Source organism: Verrucomicrobiota bacterium (assembly GCA_037139415.1).
GTDB lineage: Bacteria > Verrucomicrobiota > Verrucomicrobiia > Limisphaerales > Fontisphaeraceae > JBAXGN01.
This window is the reverse complement of sequence record JBAXGN010000156.1, coordinates 1-19,559: the sequence shown is the minus strand read 5'-3', so window position 1 is coordinate 19,559 and position 19,559 is coordinate 1. Positions and strand designations below refer to the sequence as shown.

The 19,559-nt window shown below is 58.1% G+C and carries 10 protein-coding genes; 4 read left to right on the top strand and 6 right to left on the bottom strand.

Annotated features, from left to right (window positions below):
* Window positions 1–902: 902 nt before the first annotated feature.
* A complete protein-coding gene (locus tag WCO56_22335; protein MEI7732328.1) occupies window positions 903–3,092 on the top strand; it encodes a YCF48-related protein in 2,190 nt (729 codons plus the stop codon).
* Between the two features lie 195 nt (window positions 3,093–3,287).
* Here WCO56_22335 and WCO56_22330 read toward each other — a convergent pair whose 3' ends face one another.
* A complete protein-coding gene (locus WCO56_22330) occupies window positions 3,288–5,303 on the bottom strand; it encodes a heparinase II/III family protein (protein MEI7732327.1) in 2,016 nt (671 codons plus the stop codon).
* Between the two features lie 449 nt (window positions 5,304–5,752).
* On the opposite strand from WCO56_22330, the gene WCO56_22325 reads away from it, so the two are divergent.
* On the top strand, window positions 5,753–6,424 hold the full coding sequence (locus tag WCO56_22325) for a hypothetical protein (protein MEI7732326.1): 672 nt from the start codon (window positions 5,753–5,755) through the stop codon (window positions 6,422–6,424).
* A gap of 12 nt (window positions 6,425–6,436) precedes the next feature.
* On the opposite strand, the gene WCO56_22320 is transcribed toward WCO56_22325, so the two are convergent.
* Window positions 6,437–7,603, bottom strand: a complete 1,167-nt coding sequence (locus WCO56_22320) for an MFS transporter (GenBank protein MEI7732325.1) — start codon at window positions 7,601–7,603, stop codon at window positions 6,437–6,439.
* A gap of 354 nt (window positions 7,604–7,957) precedes the next feature.
* Window positions 7,958–9,364 (bottom strand): acetylxylan esterase, encoded by a 1,407-nt coding sequence (locus tag WCO56_22315; protein ID MEI7732324.1) that lies wholly within the window; start codon window positions 9,362–9,364, stop codon window positions 7,958–7,960.
* 207 nt (window positions 9,365–9,571) lie between these two features.
* Between WCO56_22315 and WCO56_22310 the strand changes: the two genes are divergently transcribed.
* Together WCO56_22310 and WCO56_22305 are read left to right on the top strand one after the other, a co-directional pair.
* Entirely contained in the window at window positions 9,572–10,720 is a 1,149-nt protein-coding gene (locus tag WCO56_22310; protein ID MEI7732323.1) for a HAMP domain-containing sensor histidine kinase, read from the top strand.
* 131 nt (window positions 10,721–10,851) lie between these two features.
* A complete protein-coding gene (locus tag WCO56_22305) occupies window positions 10,852–13,335 on the top strand; it encodes a hypothetical protein (protein ID MEI7732322.1) in 2,484 nt (827 codons plus the stop codon).
* A gap of 60 nt (window positions 13,336–13,395) precedes the next feature.
* Here the strand turns inward: WCO56_22305 and WCO56_22300 are convergent, their stop codons facing one another.
* The 3 genes from WCO56_22300 to WCO56_22290 all read right to left on the bottom strand — a co-directional run bounded on the left by WCO56_22300 (window position 13,396) and on the right by WCO56_22290 (window position 19,440).
* Window positions 13,396–16,050: a glycoside hydrolase gene (locus WCO56_22300; GenBank protein MEI7732321.1), complete on the bottom strand. Its 2,655-nt coding sequence runs from the start codon at window positions 16,048–16,050 to the stop codon at window positions 13,396–13,398.
* Window positions 16,047–17,876 (bottom strand): right-handed parallel beta-helix repeat-containing protein, encoded by a 1,830-nt coding sequence (locus tag WCO56_22295; GenBank protein MEI7732320.1) that lies wholly within the window; start codon window positions 17,874–17,876, stop codon window positions 16,047–16,049. The genes WCO56_22300 and WCO56_22295 overlap by 4 nt, the downstream gene beginning before the upstream one ends.
* Before the next feature lie 160 nt (window positions 17,877–18,036).
* Window positions 18,037–19,440 (bottom strand): choice-of-anchor Q domain-containing protein, encoded by a 1,404-nt coding sequence (locus WCO56_22290; protein ID MEI7732319.1) that lies wholly within the window; start codon window positions 19,438–19,440, stop codon window positions 18,037–18,039.
* Window positions 19,441–19,559: the final 119 nt, after the last annotated feature.

The window sequence follows — 19,559 nt, the reverse complement described above, 5'->3', positions numbered from 1 at the left end:
CACCCGCCAATCCCCAATGGTATCAAATTATTCGGCGCAGATGCGGTGTTCTGACTCTACTATTTCAAAGGCTTCATAGGCAGTTCTTCTGCACGGATTAGCAGGGATCATAGCATTTTACTGCCCGCCTCGGCATCGCATTTCCGCTGCGGAGGCTTTGTTTCGCTGTCATTCACCGATTCTGATGAGGATGCCTCCTTTAAGATAGCAGCAAGAGACTTGCCCGCTGTTTTGTCTCAATTTCGGTGGTATTCTAATAAATGGGGTGATGACATCCAATCCTTGAGCGAACGCATGAGTGTTCCATCGGCATTCGTCCATCCGAGCGCTCTTCTCCGGGGCGCGTCGCATGACGGGAATTGTATGTATCTTCAGTCGTATGACCTCGGGGACGGACAGCTCGGAATATGTATTTACACGATGTGGAACTAACCGATCACTTTCCCGCAACGCAACCCGTAGCCAAGGTCAGACCATAACAAATGCCAACCAGTTCCAAAAACAGTCCGTTCCTGGTCGCTTGACCATGGCAAGGAATAATAGTGCGTCTCCACGGAACGGTTGACCGGCTTTTGCAAATCCACGGGAGAAAATTTGTTTCCAATTCGCGTCCACTACTTTACAGTGAAACGGACACATGAAAAACGACCGTTACGCATTGGGCTTGAACCGGCCACATGACGGGCAACACGATCCCTTACCTGTACCTCACCTCGCAATGGGGGCGGGCCTGTTCCTTTGTGCGCGGTGCGGATGGGATTGACCCCATGACTGAAACAGGGCTTGACGGCGTCGTAAGCCGCGAAAGAATGCGCGCATGATTTTTCAAAGACATAATGCGGTCGTAACTGGTGCTCCCCCCGGTGGGCGCGCCAAAGCAATTTATCCGAAATGGAGATGAAATGAGTATTAAAAGGACAATCATCCTGGCTTCGGTGATTCTGGCGGGCGGAGTTTTCCCAGGGAGCGCGGACGCGCAGGCGCCGGCCGAACGGGAGAAGGTGGCCACCCGTTGGGAATGGTGCGGCTGGGGCGGCGGCGGTTATTTTTGGAGCTGCGCGGCGGATCCGTCCGACGCGAATGTCTTCTACCTGACCAGCGATATCACCGGGCTCTGGAAGAGCACGGACCGCTGCAAGTCATGGCGTTTCATCAACCAGGGGATAGCGGATTATTGCATCTATTCCATCGCCATTTCGCGAAGCAACCCCCAGGTGCTCTACATCATGGATGTGGACGGCATGTGCAAGACGGTGGACGGCGGAAATCACTGGAAACGGCTTGAGCAGACTGACTCGAAGAAGCTCGACATCGCGGCCATCCGCGATGGAAGCGTCCGGGCGATTGCCATTGACCCGAAGAATGCGGACATCGTCTATGCGGGGAGCAAGCACGGCCTGATCTTCAAGACCATGGACGGCGGCGAGACCTGGCGGAAGCTCGAATATAATCAGGCCAGCGCCGGGGAGGCGCCGGGCAAGCAGAGCGGCGTCATCTCCTCCATCTGCGTTTCAACGAAAAATCCCAAACTCGTCTGCGCGTCCAGCACCGCCTCCCCCATCCTCAGGAGCACGGATGCCGGAGCGACCTGGGTAGCCCTCAAGACTCCGAAAAATGCGGCAGCCGTAGCCATCGCACCATCGGATGACCAGATTATGTATGCGGCGTTCCGTGAGCAGGGGGTCATGAAAACGACCGACGGGGGGGAGACCTGGACTGCGGCAAGCAGCGGCATGGATCCGAAATACCTGCCCAGGGAGATCGCCGTGCATCCCGCCGACCCCAACAAGGTTGTGTGCGTGGCGAACAAGGGATGGGATGGAATCTGCTACCAATCCGGAGACGGCGGAACGACCTGGAAGGGTGAAACCAATTTCAAGGCCGACCATGTCGGGAATCCGACCGCGCCGGAGAAATGGGTGAAGATGCTTCCACCGGGCTGCAACCGGATGAGCACGCTAACCTGTATTGCGATATCGGAGAAGATTCCCGACCAGGTTCTTATCTCGGCCAACTGGTCGCCCGTGTTCAGCGCCGACGGGGGAAAGACTTGGGAGGAAAGCGCGAAGGGCGCGGACGTATCCGTCGTCATGGATGTTTTCTTCCTCAAGGGCAAAACCTACGCGGCCGCCATGGATCAAGGATTGTTGGTCAGCGAAAATTCAGGAACCACCTGGCGGCAACTGATTCCGTTGGCCTACGATCCGGAAACCGGCGGGCACCAGTTCCGCGTGCTCGCCATGGAGAAGAACGGGACGGAGAAGATCATTTCAACCCTCTCCTCATGGGTCGCGAACCTTCCGAACCGCGTGCTCCTCAGCGAGGATGGCGGCAAAGCATTCAAGCTGATAAAGGACGGCCTGCCGAATTACCGGTCGTACGCAAATTGCCTGTGGGGTCCATCCTATCCCAAGGCGCTCGCGGTGGATCATTCGAACCCCGACATCCTCTACCTGGGAATGGATGGGGATCCCGAGCCGGGCAAGGAAGACCGGAAAGGCGGAGGCATTTTCAAGTCCATTGACGGCGGATACACTTGGAAACAATTGGAAAACCAGCCCGGAAGCCGCAAGGGAGTCTTCGGGCTTGCCGTGGACCCCACCAATCCGAAAAGGATCTACTGGGGTGCTTGTGGCACGGGCGGCGGCGTGCGGGTCAGCGAGGACGCCGGTGAATCCTGGAGCCAATGCACGGCCAGATACTTTGCGAACTACGCCTTCATATTCAACTTGACCGTCACCCCGAAGGGAACCGTCCTCTGCGGCTGCGGCAACAACCTTTGGGCGAGCCAGGATCACGGGAAGACGTGGCAGAACCTGACCAAAAAGCCGGGCTATTCAGTGCCGGTTGTGGGAATCGCCGTTGATCCGCAGAATGAGAATCGCATCTGGATCTCATCGGTCACCTGGGCGACTTCCGAGGGCGGGGGAGGCAAAACAATCGGCGGCATCGAGATGACCGAGGACGGAGGAAAGACCTGGAAGGACATCACCGGAAACACGCCCTATGTAAAACCGATGCATCTCAGGTACAACCCGGAAACCAAGGAGCTATGGGCCGCCGGTTCTTGTCTGTTCAAAACGAAAATGTAGAATCATAGTGAAGCGGACACATGAAAAACGACCGTTACGCATTGGGCTTTTGGCGAAGTCACTTTGGATGGGTGGTCGCCGTTGGGTTCATGGGGCAGGCATTGGCCCAGGCCCAAGTGAGTGAATGGCTCCGGACGACCGGCCGCGACTGGCCGCCGGTCAGCGGCGCGTGGTGCTGGGCAAATAGCCAGCAGCCTATTTGGCTGCCGTGGGCGTGATCGTAAAGACCACTTTGCCACTGGCCTTCGGTCCGGTCAGGTTGATGCCGATGCGCGTGGGCTGCGCTTTGTTGTGCGTCTCTTCCGTGATCACCTCGGAGGTGACCTCGAATGGAACACCACCGGTGTTGATCGCCACTTTCACCGCCTCCTGCTTGTCGAAAAACAACAGTTCTCCGTCCGGGAGTTTTTTCCACTGGCCATAGGTGATGAGGGCGGAGCCGAAGGTTTGCGGCGTGGTAAACGCAAAATCATCCGTCACGGTCAGCGAACCCTCACCCGCACGGCGGTACACAAAGGTGCGCTGGAGCGTCTGCAATTCCGGAACTTCGTAGGCGCTGCGGATATCCATGGTGTAGGTGTCGGTTTGGTCGGTAAAGTTTTTCGTGGTGATGATGGCCTTGGCGTCCGCACCGGGCCGCTGGAGTTTGCCGGCAATCACGGGCACGGGATGCCCATAGGAATTCAACAGCTTGCTCAGGTAGCGATCCTTGCTGAAGGTGCGGGCGGTGTACACTTCGCCGCCGGGGTCGAGGATCAACGTCTCCTTGCCCACGACCACCACAAAGCTGCCGAGGTCGTTGTGATTATGCGGCTCGTTATTATGGCCGCCCTTGAGTGAGACGGCCATGCGGTTGGCGGTTCCCGGCGTTGGCCGGCAGTTCAACACGCCGCCATGATCGAACAGGCTGCGAATCTCGTAGAATTCCTTGCCGGCAGCCGCCGGGCGGGCCGTGGCGGAATTGCTGCAGGAATACATGAGGGAGCCGATCAGCCCGCCGCCAGCGGTGGTGAAGTTGGGAACGATAAATTCCTTGAGCCCCAGCTTGTAGCGGCGGTTGATATAACTCATGAGCTGCATGCCCGGCTTGGAATTGAGCCCGCAATCGGCGTAGGCCGGATACAGCTCGTTGATCAGGTGGATGCGCACCGGGTACAGGGCCGCCTCGCGCGCGCCGGGGAGTTTATACATATCCACGCCGCCTTTGGTCGCCTGGTACACGGACTCGCATAGCTGGACATAGTTGCCAAAACCGTAGTTCCAATAGCCCATGCCCTCGGCGCAATAGCCATCGCCGCCGAAGCCGCGCAGGTAGTCGTCGGAATACTTTTCCCCCGCCGCCACAAAGAAGGCCCGCTCCTTGCGGTCGGGGCACACCGCCAGCGCGGCGGCGACGACGCCCGCATGGCAGACGGAATTCCAGTTCATATCCGCAGTGATCCAGCCGATGCGCGCCCCGGTTCCGTCCACGGCCTTGTGATATGGATCAAAGATGCGTTCACGCAACTTCGCGGTGACCAGTTGACGGGTTTCCGGGCTGAGGCGGTCGCCCAACAGGTACAGGCATTCCCCCAGGTTCTGGGCCAGATCCACCGAACTGAGATCAATCGAAATTTTCTTGCCGCTGTAGTCATTCAGACTGCCGTCGTGGAAGTTATAGATCCAGGTCTTCTCCTGGCAGATGGCGCGCAAGACGGCTTCCAGGGGCTTGATGAACCGGCCCTTGTTTTCGATACATTCAGCCATGGCGAACCGGCTTACCCGGCCGTAGCGGTCGCCGCGCACCTTGTTGTACTCCGCCGTGCGCCGGCCGGTTTTCTTGAAGAGCATGTAAATCTCCTCGGTCATTTCCAGCATGGGCGTGGCGAGGGTTTTCTCGGCATCCTTGACCACCTTGGCGAACGCCTTATGGGCGGCCAGGCGTTGCCATGCTTCCCGATCGTTGATCTTCGGCCCAAACGCAAACGGCTGCTCGCTCAGCATGGCGCTGATTTGTTCGATGCGCTGGGGCGGGACGCCGCCTTCGAGCGGCTTGGGGCTGGCTGCCGGGGAGGGAAGCACGCCACCCACCCACCACCCGACCGCCAGCGCAATCGCACCAAGGCGTTTAAGGTAACGCAATTTGCAGGCAGGAATTTCGTTGGCATCACAAGCATCACCTTTGATTACGGTGGCGCAGTTCAACGACCGTACTTTTTGACTCACGTTCATCAGGCGATGATAAGCCTTGGCGAACCGAGGTCAAGGCAATGGCACTGGCCAAAAAACAAGGCGCATTAACCCGAATTGCTCACCCGTGGAGCGCCGCTTCATGCGCGTGCGTTATGGCCACCTGTGCTGCGGAGATTGCAGGATACCGCCTTATGCTGATACTATTCGGCCACCCACCAAAGGTCGCACGAATGGGGTTTTTCATGCATTTGCGTGCACCGTCAACCATTTCTGCTCAGAATGTTGCGGGAATGTAACTTGAGTCCGGTCCCAGGCCAGCGCTTATTATGTCCCTATGCGGATGTCCTTGATGATCCTCAGGTTGGCTGCCGGGCTGGTAAATCTTTTGCCAGCCAGTGAGCCACCATCCCTTGCGGGACCATTCATCACAGACAACCAAGGGTGCCCAGATGAAACCAGGCACACTGAAAGCATGACCTCGATTTGATATGCCCAAGACTTGGCAACCACAATTGATTCTCCAGCAAGCGACCCTGGCCCCGGGTGACGAGTGGTCGCTGCATTCCACCGGTTGGCGCATGTTGTGCGTCCAACGCGGCATGGGCTACTGGATCAGCCCCACCCTGTGCAAAGAGTTCAGCCAAGGGCAAACCTTGGTGTTATCCCCCGCGAGTGAAGGCTGCCTGCGGGGCAGCCAGATTGGCGAAGTGGAACTCAAATATTTCATGGTGGATACCAAGGGGCAAAGTGGCTTTTTCACCCTGTTGGAAAGTCATCTTCTTGAAGCCTCCGCCACTCAATTAAAATATCGGGAGCTGATTTTGAACGCCGATCATCCCGTATCGGCGCAACTGGCGCGCGTGTGCGAACTGGTGCCAACGCAACCGGCCATGGCCACGCGCGGACAGTTGCTGGCCGTATTTGCTTCGCTGTTCGCCGGGGAACTGCCGCCCATGCCAGTGGAGTTCAATGGCGGCGGTCAGGCTGTGGATCGTTTTCTTCGCCTGATCGCCCAAATGTCCGTGGCCCAGTTCCTGGAATGCACGACCGAAGACTTGGCCGCCGTGTGTGGTTGCAGCACCCGCCATCTGGCACGGATGTTTCAAGAACATCTGGGCGCCTCGTTCAAACACAAACAGATCGCCCTGCGCGAACGATAAAACACGCTCAGGCTAAAACGCCAGGATCAAGGCCACCACTCCGGCGGCGGTGCAAATCAGGGGCACCATGAATACTTTGCTCCAATTGACCTGGCCGTTGGTGGCGAAGCGATCCATCGAAATTCCGGCCAACTGCGTGCCCAAGAACAGGCCGATACCCGTGGTGACCTGCGCGAGCAACCCTTGCGCCGAATTCACGATTTCCTTGGGGGCAACCATGTTCACATAGATTACGCCGCCAATGATGAAAAACACATAGGCCAGACCGTGGAAAACCTGCGCGCTCACGATGATTGATTTCGGCAACTTCATGACATACACGAGGTACAAAGTCATCCAGCTAATCGCACCGATGGTGATGGTCCACTTCGGGCCAACCGCCTTAAGCAGCGCGCCAAGGGCCACCAGGGTGGCGACCGCCTGCGCAGCCTGGGCGATGCCCATGATAGCCGGAACATTCTTGCCCGAAGCGCCCATATCAGTCAGATACCGGGCGGTGCCCAGGAAGTAGAACTGCATTGTGCCGGCCACCACCACGGAGACCAGAATGAACACCAGGAACTTCGGTTCCGACAACATGGAAAGCGCCTTTAGGATCGGCACGCCCGCGCCGCCCTTGGGTGGTGTGGCCGGTTGGACCAAGCAGATCAGCGTCATCACCACGGACAAACACGCGGCCAGCTTTAGACAGTCGCTGCCGTCGTTCTCACTCTTGCGCAAGTTGCGCCAGCCGGAAAGCACCCAGCCGATCATGGCCCAGGCCACTGGTGCCCAGATGAAGATGCCCGGCGATTGATTGTCCGGGTCGGTCAGGTGGGTGAACATGAGGGAGTTGACCAGCGGTAGTGTGGCACCGTAGAGCATCGAGTACGCCAGCATCACCAGGAACATGGGCTTGAACGTGGTGGTTCGCGCGGCGATGAACAATAAGACCGCGCCCACCGCGTGGCAGAAAGCCATGATCATCCCGGTATCCACGTACTTATCGGCCAGCGGTCCGGCGATGAGCGGGGAAATCATGCTGGCCAGCGGCAACGTGGCGTAAATCCATCCGGTCTGGCTGCCGGTCAGTTTCATGGGGCCCATCAACCGCGCCGCCAATACAGGCATCCACGCGCCCCAGACGGCGAACTGCATGAACATCATCGCACTCAGTTTAAGATACGTTACCGTGTCCATAATATGACTTTCTGCTAAACACTACGTTGGTTTATGACCGTCCCACGAAACCCTGGACAACCCCACCCAAGGCAGCCTGAGTTACACGCGTGGTACAATTTCGTTGGCGACAATAATGGGATACCCCGCCCGCGTCAAGCGGCGGAATGCGGGAACAGCGATTTCGGATGGCAGGGTTGGATGTATCCTGGGTGCAGGAATTTGTATATCAGACGGCAACCAATAGCAGGCGAAGTGCCAACTATTTGCATGGCGCATAATGATCAATCGCGCCGCCCTGCCAGCCATGCCGTTCTCTGCGGCGGTTCCCAATGGAAATGAGGCGTATGGGAACGGCGGTAGTGGACCGGGATTTCAGTGTTGTTCGAGGTGCCGTTTGATAAAATTATTTTGCATTACGGGAGTGTCGCCGATCCATAAATCTTCTTTGGGCACGCTGGTGTGTCCCATGTGAGGATAGGCAAGGATGGATTTCACGGTGCGGAGATTGTTATAGGCGGCGAACACGCCCTGAGGTGGGCAGGTGGTATCTATCAGGCCCACGAAGATTTGGGTCTCGGCTTTTGAACGGGAGGCGAGGTTGACATTGTCACAGTAACTGACCGCTGCGGAGACCTCCGGCTGGTCTTTTGGCGCGGAGAAACCGACTGGATTCGGCCAGCCGGAAGTGCGCTTTACGAGGATGCCGGATAAATCGCACATTGCGGGAACGACGGCACTCACGGCGGAGACGCGGTCATCGAGCCCGGCAGCCGCCAAGGCTTGTCCGCCGCCCTGGCTGCCGCCCATGGCGATGAGATGGCGGCCATCCCATTCTTTCTGGGCACAAAGAAAGTCCACACTGCGCAGCAGTCGAAGGTACATGCCCACGAAATAGAAGGTGTTTTTATTGGTCCTGGCCTGGAATTTATAATCCAGCAGTTCTCCCTTTTCGAGCTGCTGATAGGCTTCCTTGGTGAGGTCGTTGGGAATGCCGTGAGCGTTGATGTCAAGCACCATGACCCCATGCTCCTTGGCGCGGTTCATCGCTTCCCAGGGATTCGCGACACACCACGCGCCGGAAACGCCAGCGGCCCGAAGGTAGAGCAATGCCGGACAGCCGCCCGCCGGGACGTTTTTAGGCCTGGCGAAATAGCCTCTTACCGGACGGATGCCCGGAATCGGGACCTCAATGCTCAGATCGAAGCACTCGTAGCCAGCCTCCGCCAACCGAGTGACATGCTTGCGCTGATCATCGGATAGCGGCTTTAATTCAAAACTGAGCGGTTTTGTTTTTAGCGCATCTTTTCTGGTCTGCCAGAAAGCATCGAAATCCGCAGGCTCCGGGATGGCCGGGGCGATCTTGGCGGGAGTGACAACTGCGCCAGCGGAGACGACTGCGGATTTGGTTCCGGCAACCGGCTGGGAGACATCACAGCGGTAAGAGCCGGGCTGGCCCGGCTTGACACGCAGCGTGATGGCGTCTGCGGCCAGCGATTTCTCGGCTTTGAACTCTTCAACGCCATTGAAAACGATCTTCACGAGGGCCGCTTCAAGATCGGCGGGTGTCTTGCCTTCCCCGGGCTTCACCGTGAAGACAATATCGCGATCCGACGGATAGATGCCAGAAGCCTCGTCGGAGTTGATAATGAAGGGGAGCGTGGCCGGCGTCCCGGCGGCTCCGGCTGAAAAGGCGAGCAGGCAAACGGCGGTGGTAAGCCATCGCTGCATCAGTTGCCACTGCCGGTTCCCTCTGCTGGTTGTTGTTTCCAGATTGTTCATGCAGATTGATGGTACGCCCATTGTTCCCATAGTTAGAAGTTTGTTTTTTGGGTTCCGCGCGGTACCCTTGTAACGGTGGGACGTTCGTGGGTAACGTTCACCGCAACTTGAATCGGCGCTTTCTGCACCATGCCACCATGCAAACCGTTGCATTGGGTGCTTCATTTCGCACTCGACTTCTTTCCCGGGAACGAATATCCTGCCCTAATGATTGAAAGGAAAAAACAGCGTTCCTTATCTACCCAGCGCCGGGTAGCGAGCACCCCATGCCCGGAAACTCAATTTCTGCCATATCTGGCCCAAATTGATCTCTTCAGCGAGGAGCGGACCGAGACCCTGCTGTCGCTGGCGAAGACTCTTGAGCAGGTTGAATTCCCGGCCCACGCCGTCATTTACGCTGAAGGCGATGCCGGCGAAGATATGTTCATCCTGTTGAAGGGCGAGTTGAACATCACGAAACACAATCGCTTTATCACGGTCCTCAACCCGATTGACTACATCGGTGAGATGGCGCTCATCGAAAACTTGCCACGGTCCGCCACCGTCGTAAGCGCGACGCCAGTACGGTTGCTGCGGCTCTCCGGCACCAGCTTCCACGATTATCTGCTCTCGAATCCCCACGCGCTGGTCAAGATGCTGCAGACCTTGAGTCGCCGCATCCGCCGGGACACCGAACAGCTTGCCCGAGAGTACGAAAAGGCCAATATTCTAATCCACGACATGCGTGATCGGATGTCGGCCTTTGTCCTCCTGGACTTCCTCGATGACGCTGCCCTGCCAGCGGAGGCACGGCGGACCCTCACCCTGCTCCAACAGGTCCGGAGCGACCTTGCCAGCATGTCGGAGGAGGCACTGGCCAATGCCAAGGGCCTACGGTACTGTAAAGAATGCGGGATCAATTCCCTCCACGCCTTGGTCGAGGACGTTCGCGACACGCTAAGCCATCATCCGGATGTCAAAGGCAAGCCCATTGTCGTTGAAAGTGTGGGCGCCATTCCCGATATCCCGTTTGACCGGGTTGGCATTAGCCGGGTCATGACCAATCTGGTAATCAACGCCGGTCAGGCAAGCCAAACCGGCAGTCCCATCGTCATCCGACTCTCCGCCGATCGCGAAAGGGCGTCCATCGCCGTGACGGACCAGGGCTGCGGCATTCCCGAGACGATCAAGGATAAAGTCTTTCTGCCCCAATTTACCACCAAACCCCACGGACATGGGCTGGGACTCGCTTCCTGTAAGGAAATCGTGGAAGGAAGGCACGGTGGAGCGCTTCACTTGGTGAGCCAGGAAGGTCAAGGCACGACCTTCCGGGTTGCCTTACCCATTTCGCGCCCCAGCAATGAACTCCGCGGATAGGGTTGGATGGTCTGGGACCGGGCTGAAATCAAGCGCTTAGATGGTCCAGCCGGATTTATGCTTTGTTCGGACTGAATTTCACTTTAGCTTAATGCGTCAAAGATTGGCGCGGGGTTTTCTCGTAACAAAACATGATACATATTCGGCAAAAATGGGATCAAATGGGGATGTTGGTGGTCGCCCTGGCGATTGGCTTGGCCATGGCCATACCATTGGCGGCGCAGGATGCTCATGCGGTCTGGATCAATAAACTTCTGGCAGCCTCGCAAACGGCACAGACCGCGCCAGCCAAAGCTACGAATCTTTGGGAGGAACTGCAAAAGACGCATCCGCTGTATTGTGATTGGATGCAGCAGGATTATCAGCCAGAGGCCTGGCTCTGGTTGGTGAGGCCGGAGATTGATGTGGTGCAATCCATGGTGGAACGGGTGGAAAAAGAACTGTCGCCTTCCGCCAAATCTGCGGTTGCCGAAAAGGATCTGCGCCGCCTGCTGGCCCGGTACCTGGATGCGTGCGAAGTGCGGCGCAAGGCGCGCTTGCAGGCGCTGGGCGCAAAGCCGTTCCAGATGGTCTTCACCAAACACTGTAACATGGGCGGATCGCATTACGCGTACACCGAAGGTCAGTCCGATGCCCAGGCGGAGCGCCATTTCGATCCGGGTTCCGCGTTGTGCCTGTTCACCCGCGATCAAGGTGTGGATCGGGTGGAAGTGCTGCTGGAAGATAAAACGGGGATTATTCGCGATCCGGATGTTTCCTATGACGGGCAGCGGATTTTGTTTGCGTGGAAAAAGTCGGATCGGCAGGACGATTATCATCTTTATGAAATGGAGGTGTCCACGCGTCGAGTCCGGCAACTGACGTCCGGGTTGGGGATGGCGGATTACGAAGGTGTGTATCTGCCCGATGGGGACATCCTGTTTAATTCCACCCGTTGCGTGCAGACGGTGGATTGTTTTTGGACGGAGGTGAGCAACCTGTATCGATGCGACAAGGATGGCAAGCGGATCCGGCGAATCACTTTCGATCAGGTCCATGATAACTATCCCACCGTGACCGAGGATGGGCGGATCCTCTACACGCGTTGGGAGTACAACGACCGCTCGCAGATTTACCCGCAGCCGTTGCTCCAGATGATGCCCGATGGCACGGGGCAGACAGAGTTTTACGGCGGCAATTCCTGGTTTCCCACCACCATTCTGCATGCCCGGAGCATTCCCGGAACGCAGAAGGTGGTGGCGATTGCCACCGGGCATCATTCGCGGCAGACCGGCAAATTGATCGTGATTGATCCGGCTAAGGGGCGTCAGGAAAATCAGGGGGTGCAATTGATCGCCCCGGTGCGCGAGACCAAGGCGGAAAAAGTGGATGCCTACGGTCAGCATGGCGAATTGTTACAATACCCATATCCGCTCAACGAAAATGAATTCCTGGTTGCCTACGATCCGCTGGGCTGGCGCAAGGAGCGGGGGATTCCTTTCTGGCCGCGCTTTGGCGTTTATTACCTGCGGGATGATGGCCGGCGTGAACTGCTCGTGGCAGACCCGAATCTGCCCTGCAACCAGCCGCTCCCGCTGCAAGCGCGCTTTCGCCCAATGCAGCGACCCAGCCTGGTGGTTTGGCAGCGGAAGGACGGCACCTTTTATGTGCAGGATGTCTATGCCGGGCCATCCATGGCAGGCGTGCCCCGGGGCACAGTCAAAAAACTGCGCGTGGTGAACTTGGAGTTCCGCGCAGCGGGAATTGGAGCCAACAATAATGGGGGCCCTGGCGGTGGGGCGCTGATCAGCACGCCGGTGGCGATCGGCAACGGGACATGGGATCCCAAGGTGATATTGGGCGATGCGGACGTTTATCCGGATGGTTCGGTCTTCTTCACTGCGCCGGCGCAAAAGCCGGTGTACTTCCAACTGCTGGATGAAAAGGGGCGCATGGTGCAATCCATGCGGAGTTGGGCCACGCTGCAACCGGGCGAGAACGGATCGTGCGCCGGATGCCATGAAAACAAGAACAGCACGGCCCCGACTTTGAACCGGCCCACGCGCGCCATTCAAGCCGGACCTCAGGCGCTCAAGCCGTTTTACGGGGCGCCGCGCGGGTTCAGTTTTACCACGGAAATTCAGCCCATCCTCAATGCCAAATGCGTCTCCTGCCACGACGGCAAAAAGACCCTGGTGCACGATCTTACCTCGAAGGAGGTGCCCGACCCGGCGGCCAAGCGCAAGTGGACTCAAGCCTACCTGTCCTTGACTCATGCCACGTCTGGCAAGAAAAAGACGGAAATTCCAGCGGCCTGGCGGGGTAACCCCGATGACCCCATGGTCAAATGGATCAGCGCGGCCTCCGTACCCACCGCCCTGCCAGCCTATTTTGCGGGGGCGAATCGCAGCAAGCTGATCCAACTGCTGGAGCAGGGACACCAGAAGGTCGTCCTGACCAAGCCGGAGCTGGAGAAGATTTCCGCCTGGATTGACCTTGGCGTGCCGTTCTGCGGTGATTACGTCGAAGCCAACACCTGGACGGAGGCGGAAAAAGAGAAGTACCAGCATTTCCTCGATAAGCGCAAGCGCATTGAGGAGCAAGCGAAGTCGGCACCGCAAACCGTGATGAAGTAAGGCGCGGGGCTGCGCGCTAGCGTGAGGGTGATAGGGGAATCTCCATGTGGCAGCAGGAAGCTACTTGGATGGTGTCAGGTTATAGCTTTCAAGGCGATGGGCAGGAACGATAGTTTCCAACCGTCCATCCTTCACAGGCAGCGGGGCAAGCGGTGTTTCAAGGTGGGTGACGCGCTGAGCGCTGGTGAGCGGGGTGGTGGTTATGAGGCTCACCGTACTTGGTTCGGATGCCAGGTTCCACACGCGCGCGACCATTCCGCGCTCGATGCCGTCATCATGCGGTTTGAGCGCCCAAAGCAGGACGGCCGGATGGCTGAGATTGAGCAGGGAATAGTTGGTGGCGGGATAGGGGCTGTTGGTCACACCAATGACGGCGCTGGCAACCAGCGGATTCTGGTGTTCGAGACTGAACTTCATCGCCGCGACCGGATCGTAAGCGCCATGCGCGCGCAGGGCGAAGCGTTGGAGAAATGAGGTTGCGCCGTTTTGACCACGAATGCCCAGCCAGGAGCCATCCACTTGTCCACCGGTCAGCACGTTGATCTGCGGCGTGGTCGTGTCGAGATTGGCTGGGGTGCTTTGCCCCAGTCGAGCGAAGGCACAATCGGCGTTGGCCAGGGTGACGCCATGTGTGTTCGCACCGTCGGTGATGTCGGCGAAATGATTCAATGTCAAGTAGTCGTAGCGCGCGTGAGTGTCGGCATAATCGCCGCCGTTTGCCTTCGTTTTGGCCCGGATGATTGCGCCGACTTCCTCGGTGTGAACGTCGGGCGAGGGGAGGTTGAAGCTGAATGCCCAGTGACGCACGTCGCTGAAGTTCTCGGTAATCTCGTTGCGAATCTCGACGCGGTCGGAATCGCGAAAGAGCGTGATGCGCGTGGTGTGCTGGCGTCCCGCACCGCTGACGCATTTGAGCGTCACCGAGACCGGACCACTGTTCTCGATGACAATCGCGTTGCCCTTGGTTTCATTGGCGGCAAAGTCATTCAGTTTCAGGCCGCCGATAGAGCCGGCGAGTTCGGTATTGGGTTGCGCCCTGGCGATAAAACTCGCGATGGCACCGTCGGCATCAACGGTCAGTCGGACGCGCGTATTTTCAATGGTGGCGTTTTCCATGCCCACGGTGGCGGCCGGGTCCGTTGGCGCCGCTCCGGGACCGTTGAGAATTTCAAAGGTCTTATAGCCTGCCGAGGGCACATCGCTGGCGAGTACGCGCAGGAAGGTCGTGCCGCTGAGATTGATGAACTGGTGGGGAACATCCAGGCCGGTAGATAAATCGCGGACGTGAATGGTCTTCATGCCGCTGTAAGGGAAGTCCGCGTGGTCGGTGCGCGTCCAACTGAGCGGATTCAATACGAAGAACCGCAGCGTCGTGGGGTCGGGTTTCTGAATGAGCGCACCGAGCTGGGTTGCCGCGTCGGCGTGCAGCGAATTGACGTAATATTCAATTTCGCTGGCGAGCAGTTCCTGCCATCCGGCGCGGTAGGCGCGTGAGACCGGACCGTCGGCGGTCCAATCATGTTCCCAATAGAGGCCGAGATCGGTGAACGCAAGATCTCTCGCCGTTTCGCGGCCACGCAGGAACGAGGGCTTTGCGAGGCTCACTAGGGTGGCCATCAGTTCCGCCGCGCGCAGCTTCTCCACCGACCGTTTCACGCGCGCGGAGGTTTCTGCCATCGAGGCTGAATAGAGGTCCCACTCGTTACCGAAGGTGACCGTCTCGGTGGGCAGGGTGCTTCCGTGAGTTTTTTCAAAGTCTTCAAAGAAATCGGCTTCGTTCGAGACGAAGATTTGCCGTTTGTCGTTGGATTGCTGCCGGGCAATGGTGTGGAAATGCTCGGTGAAGGGAAATCCGGGAATTCCCTGTTGCATCCCCGCGGCTTTGGGAATTCCCGGATCGGCAGGCACACCGGTTTTTTGTGCAAGCGAGTCGCCCCCAAGCCCAAACGCCGCGCGCACGAGATAGGGCGGGCCACTCACCGGGTCCTTATAACGGCTCAGAAAGCCCGGGTCGGAGTCGAGAAATTTGATGGCACCGTACGGCCCGGCAGCTTCGAGGTAGGTGCCGATATTGCCGGCGACGGAATACCACTTCATTAACACGCGCTGACCATCCAGTCCGGCATACCAATAGATTTCGTGGGGGCGCTGTTGCAGCAGGGACTTGGGTAGTTTGCTGGCGCAGGCGCAGACGCCGCGCCAACTGTATTTGGCTCCCGCACCCGCCCACAGGGATGACAGACCCAGCGGCAGCGTCTGGTTCTCCATCGCCACCGCAAGGGGAAAGCGCAGGTCGTATCGCCGCTCCAACCGACCAGCGTAATACATGCCGCGCAGCACGGCTTCCACCGGCTGGCCGCCATAGCAGGAAACCAGCGTGGTCATGGGTGCGCTGAGGTGGCCGTCCTTCATGCGCGAGATAAGGCGCGCGAAGTCAGCGGGGCTTTTCCGCCGTTCGTATTGCCATAGCCAGTAACTCCCGTCGGCGTTGAACCGGCTCTGATACGGCGCAGCATTGGTCGCGGTGTCGTCCGTGAGCTTCAAGTAGTAATCAAGCATGTCCACGAAGACGGCGTTATAGGTCTCGGCGTCAGCCGTCCACATGTAGTCGGTATGGTCGTCATTGGCCAGGTAGATGCGGGTAGGCTGAGCTTGCGACCATGAGTGAGCTGCCAAGAGCAGGGGCACCGTAAGGAGTAGAATCAATTTATTCATTTGCTGCGTTGGTAGGCACCAAGGTCAATCGGGCCGCGATTGGGACGGGAAGTGCCGGTGATATCGTTGGGCGGTGCCGCAACAGTAAGTCCTCGGCCCAGCGCCGGGCTGCCGGGCTGGAGCCGGAAGTTCTCGGGCGGGGCCTTGAGGTCTGGTGCGGTGAATTGCGGGTCTGCTTCAACCACCCCGTCATGCAGGAGCGTGTCGGCGGTGCTGTAAAAAAGATTATGGCTCCAAATAATACGCGTGCTGCCATCCTGGGTGTTGCCGCGCTTCTCCTTGCGGCCATAGGCAATATTGTTAAGGAACGTGATGTGCGAAGCCTCGATGGCGGTGAACTCGCCCGCGTTGATATCCGCGGACTTCTGGTTCATGTAGCAGGTGTTATTGATGACATCCACCTTTGCGGAACGGAAAACGTGAATGCCGCGTCCGCCGTTGTCGTAGATGAGATTATTCTCAACCAGCGTGCGGCCCCGGTAGGGTTCCAGTGGTCCGCCACGATCCTGGGTGTGAGGTTTGCGTGGATTGGCACGGCTGCGATTGAACACATCAATGATAATGCCGTTGCCATCGGTGAGCGTGCGGCCATTCCCGCCGGAGGATTCGAGGACGGACACGAGAAGTTCATTGTCGTAACAAACATTTCCGCGAACGACGTTGTGATAACCGGGATTCTCGTCCAGGTTGAAGGCTCGGCAAAGGGAAATGGCACTGCCGCCGTAGGGGGAGGTTTTCGCCGTGTTGTAGATGACATTGCCTTCGAGGTGCAGGTAATCGCAATCCAAAGAACAAATACCACCGGTGCCAAAACCGTGAATCACGTTGTTGAGGAAGCGGAGGTGATGGCTCGCGTATGCGGGAGCGATCCCCACGCCATCAACCTGCTTCTTGGCCTTGGGATCGGGAATCCATTCCAGTTCAAAACCTTCGATCTCGATGTAAGCGATGCCGCCGGACAACGCAAAGCCATGCCAGCCCGAACTGATGACCTTGGGACGCGCACCCGGTGCGGCCTTGATCTTAATCCAAGCGCTGGGCTGCCCGGAGACTTTGATTGAGATCCCACTAACCTCGCGATAGTTGCCAGCGGCAACGAGGATGGTGTCGCCAGGTTTGACGACGGCGAGGGCCTGCGGGATGGAACCAAAGGGTAACCCAACCGATCCGTTGCCTGCCGCGTTGCCTTTCGGCGAGACATGCCAGGTGCGGCCCTGAGCGGGCGCGGGATTAGCAACGGCGAGTGCATTTCGCATCGCGGCAATGCGGGCAATTTCTGCGGCCAGAACCTGGGGCGAAACCGGGTCGGCGAAGCGTTTGGTTTTTGGCAGCGAAGCGGGCGAGACTTCCGGACCGTAACGGATGACCTGCACGTCAGCAATCTCCGCTACTTGCTCGGGGTAACCAAACATGAAGAACAGTCTGGCTTCCTTCTCTACGAAGTCGTTGTGGCAGGTGAAAGGAATGTCGAAACGCTGCCAGTCGGCGCCAAGACCAATCTCTCCGCTGTAGGAGCTATCCCAATTCGGTGAGTTCTTGGAGAAACCCACACGGAGTTTAGTGACCCCGGTGGCGACGTCAGCCTTAATAGAACGGGCAGCGAACCGGATGAAGAGCGTGTCACCTTTCTTGAGGGAAATTTGATTCAGCAAGACCGTCTGTAAACCGTAAATATTCTCAGGCTGTTTGCTGGTGATGAGTTGCAAACCGAAAGCCGGGGCGCTGGATTTTAGTGCGCCAAAATTCGTTGATGGTGCGCGATTGGCAAGCAACGCCCCGCGCCAGTCTGCCGGGGTTACAAGCGAGCCAGTGAATGAAACAGACATGGCTGGTGGAACGTCACTGGCGTTCGCGGCGCGAATGACTGGCGTCAAAGAGGCAAACAATATAATAAAAAGCAGGCAAACTTTTGTGAGCCAAAGCGTGTTAGCACGAGGACGGAGTAGTAATGAAGGGTTGGGCATGGTTAAATGTATGGTTGTGATTTCATTGTTCGTAGGCGCCGCGATCGCGAGCGGATCCGCCCGGGCGCGGTCGCCCCAAGAGATCCGCAGGCAGAGCCAGTTCATCGGTGCCGGAGTCCCGTCCCGGGCTGCCGGCAGCGAGACGAAAATCGCCGTGGCGCAGGTCGGGTTGGACATCTATGAAACGTGGATCCGCGACCAGGTCATGGGCACCCTTGAAGACAGTCTGCGCGACGGGATAAAGGTTATAGTCCCAACGAATGGTCGTGTTGTGGCTGTTAGAGGTTACCTTCCCCCCTGGGCGCGGCACGATGATGTTGTTGAAGATGACGATGTCTTCGGATCGGTTGGGAAAGAGTTCCTGATAGCCGACAACGCTTCCGTTCCAGTAAGTCGTGTTATTGATGATATCGACGTGCTTTGTGCGGAAGGTATGGATGCCGGAGCCACCGTTGTAGGCGCTGATGTTATTGGCGATGAGCGCACGGCCGGTCCACGCGGGGCGCGGCGGTTTTGGTGTTTTGGCGGACTTGGTTGCTGAAGGCTTTTTGGCCGAGGTAGCCCCATCTGCGGCGGGATTGGTGGCGCCGCCTTCCTCCTCACCCTCGGTGACATCTAGTATGATGCCATTGCCGTCGCTGAGTTTGCTGGTGCGCTCCCACGGCACGAGTGTCTTGTTGTTCCAGACAAGATTGCGCTGGATGACGATGTGGTAGCCGCGTGCGTCATCAAAACGCCAGTTGCCTAGGGTGCTGATCCCAGAGCCGGCGTAGCGCATATACCATGCATTCTCGAAAACGTGGCAGTCCTCGACGGTGAGGTAATCGGCCTGGAGCGCTACGATGCCGCCGCCTGGCAATTTGCTGACGGAGCAATGGCGAATGATCACATGGTGGGGTTTCTCGTTTGGACCGCGCAGCCGGCCATCGATGAGGATGCCGTTGTTGTTGAACCGCGCGCTGGGTTTCAGCTTCCTGGCATCTGCCAACGCGTCGGGAAGGTTGAGGGAATCGTTCGCGCCGATCACCGAGAGCCCGTCGATTATGTGGTAAGAGCCGGTCACCGCGATCCCGGCCCATCCAGTGGGCCTTAGCTCGGGATGCGCGCCGGGTGCGGCTTTCCAAACAATCCACGCGTCGGTCCGCCCGGACCGATCGATCGTGAGCACGTTGCCGTCGGGAGACTTGGCCGGAGTTTGATAGACGCCATTGCCGATCAGTACCGTGTCGCCAGGTTCGATGAGTCCGGCGGCCTTTTGCAGGGTGCGGAACGCGGTCGCGGCAGTCGTGCCGGAGTGCGCATCGTCACCCGTGCCTGAAACGTGCCAAGTGCGCGCGGTTGACGTGCTCGCCGTGGCGGCCAGGAACAACATTGCGAAGGCAGATCGAAAAATTCGCTGGCGAGTAAATGAGACAGGCAGGTGCATGGCTTATTGCTTCGGCATTACTTCGGTGAACGGCAATTTTTCGGTGTAAACCTTTAAATTGCGGAACACCATTTTCGTGTGGACCATGCAGCGGATGGCGATGTGTCCGTAGTTCAAGA

Excerpts from the sequence above, each read along its gene's own strand:
- WCO56_22335 (MEI7732328.1), top strand. The coding sequence starts at position 903 with ATGAGTATTAAAAGGACAATCATCCTGGCTTCGGTGATTCTGGCGGGC.
- WCO56_22330 (MEI7732327.1), bottom strand. The coding sequence starts at position 5,303 with ATGAACGTGAGTCAAAAAGTACGGTCGTTGAACTGCGCCACCGTAATC.
- WCO56_22325 (MEI7732326.1), top strand. The coding sequence starts at position 5,753 with ATGCCCAAGACTTGGCAACCACAATTGATTCTCCAGCAAGCGACCCTG.
- WCO56_22320 (MEI7732325.1), bottom strand. The coding sequence starts at position 7,603 with ATGGACACGGTAACGTATCTTAAACTGAGTGCGATGATGTTCATGCAG.
- WCO56_22315 (MEI7732324.1), bottom strand. The coding sequence starts at position 9,364 with ATGAACAATCTGGAAACAACAACCAGCAGAGGGAACCGGCAGTGGCAA.
- WCO56_22310 (MEI7732323.1), top strand. The coding sequence starts at position 9,572 with ATGATTGAAAGGAAAAAACAGCGTTCCTTATCTACCCAGCGCCGGGTA.
- WCO56_22305 (MEI7732322.1), top strand. The coding sequence starts at position 10,852 with ATGATACATATTCGGCAAAAATGGGATCAAATGGGGATGTTGGTGGTC.
- WCO56_22300 (MEI7732321.1), bottom strand. The coding sequence starts at position 16,050 with ATGAATAAATTGATTCTACTCCTTACGGTGCCCCTGCTCTTGGCAGCT.
- WCO56_22295 (MEI7732320.1), bottom strand. The coding sequence starts at position 17,876 with ATGTCTGTTTCATTCACTGGCTCGCTTGTAACCCCGGCAGACTGGCGC.
- WCO56_22290 (MEI7732319.1), bottom strand. The coding sequence starts at position 19,440 with ATGCACCTGCCTGTCTCATTTACTCGCCAGCGAATTTTTCGATCTGCC.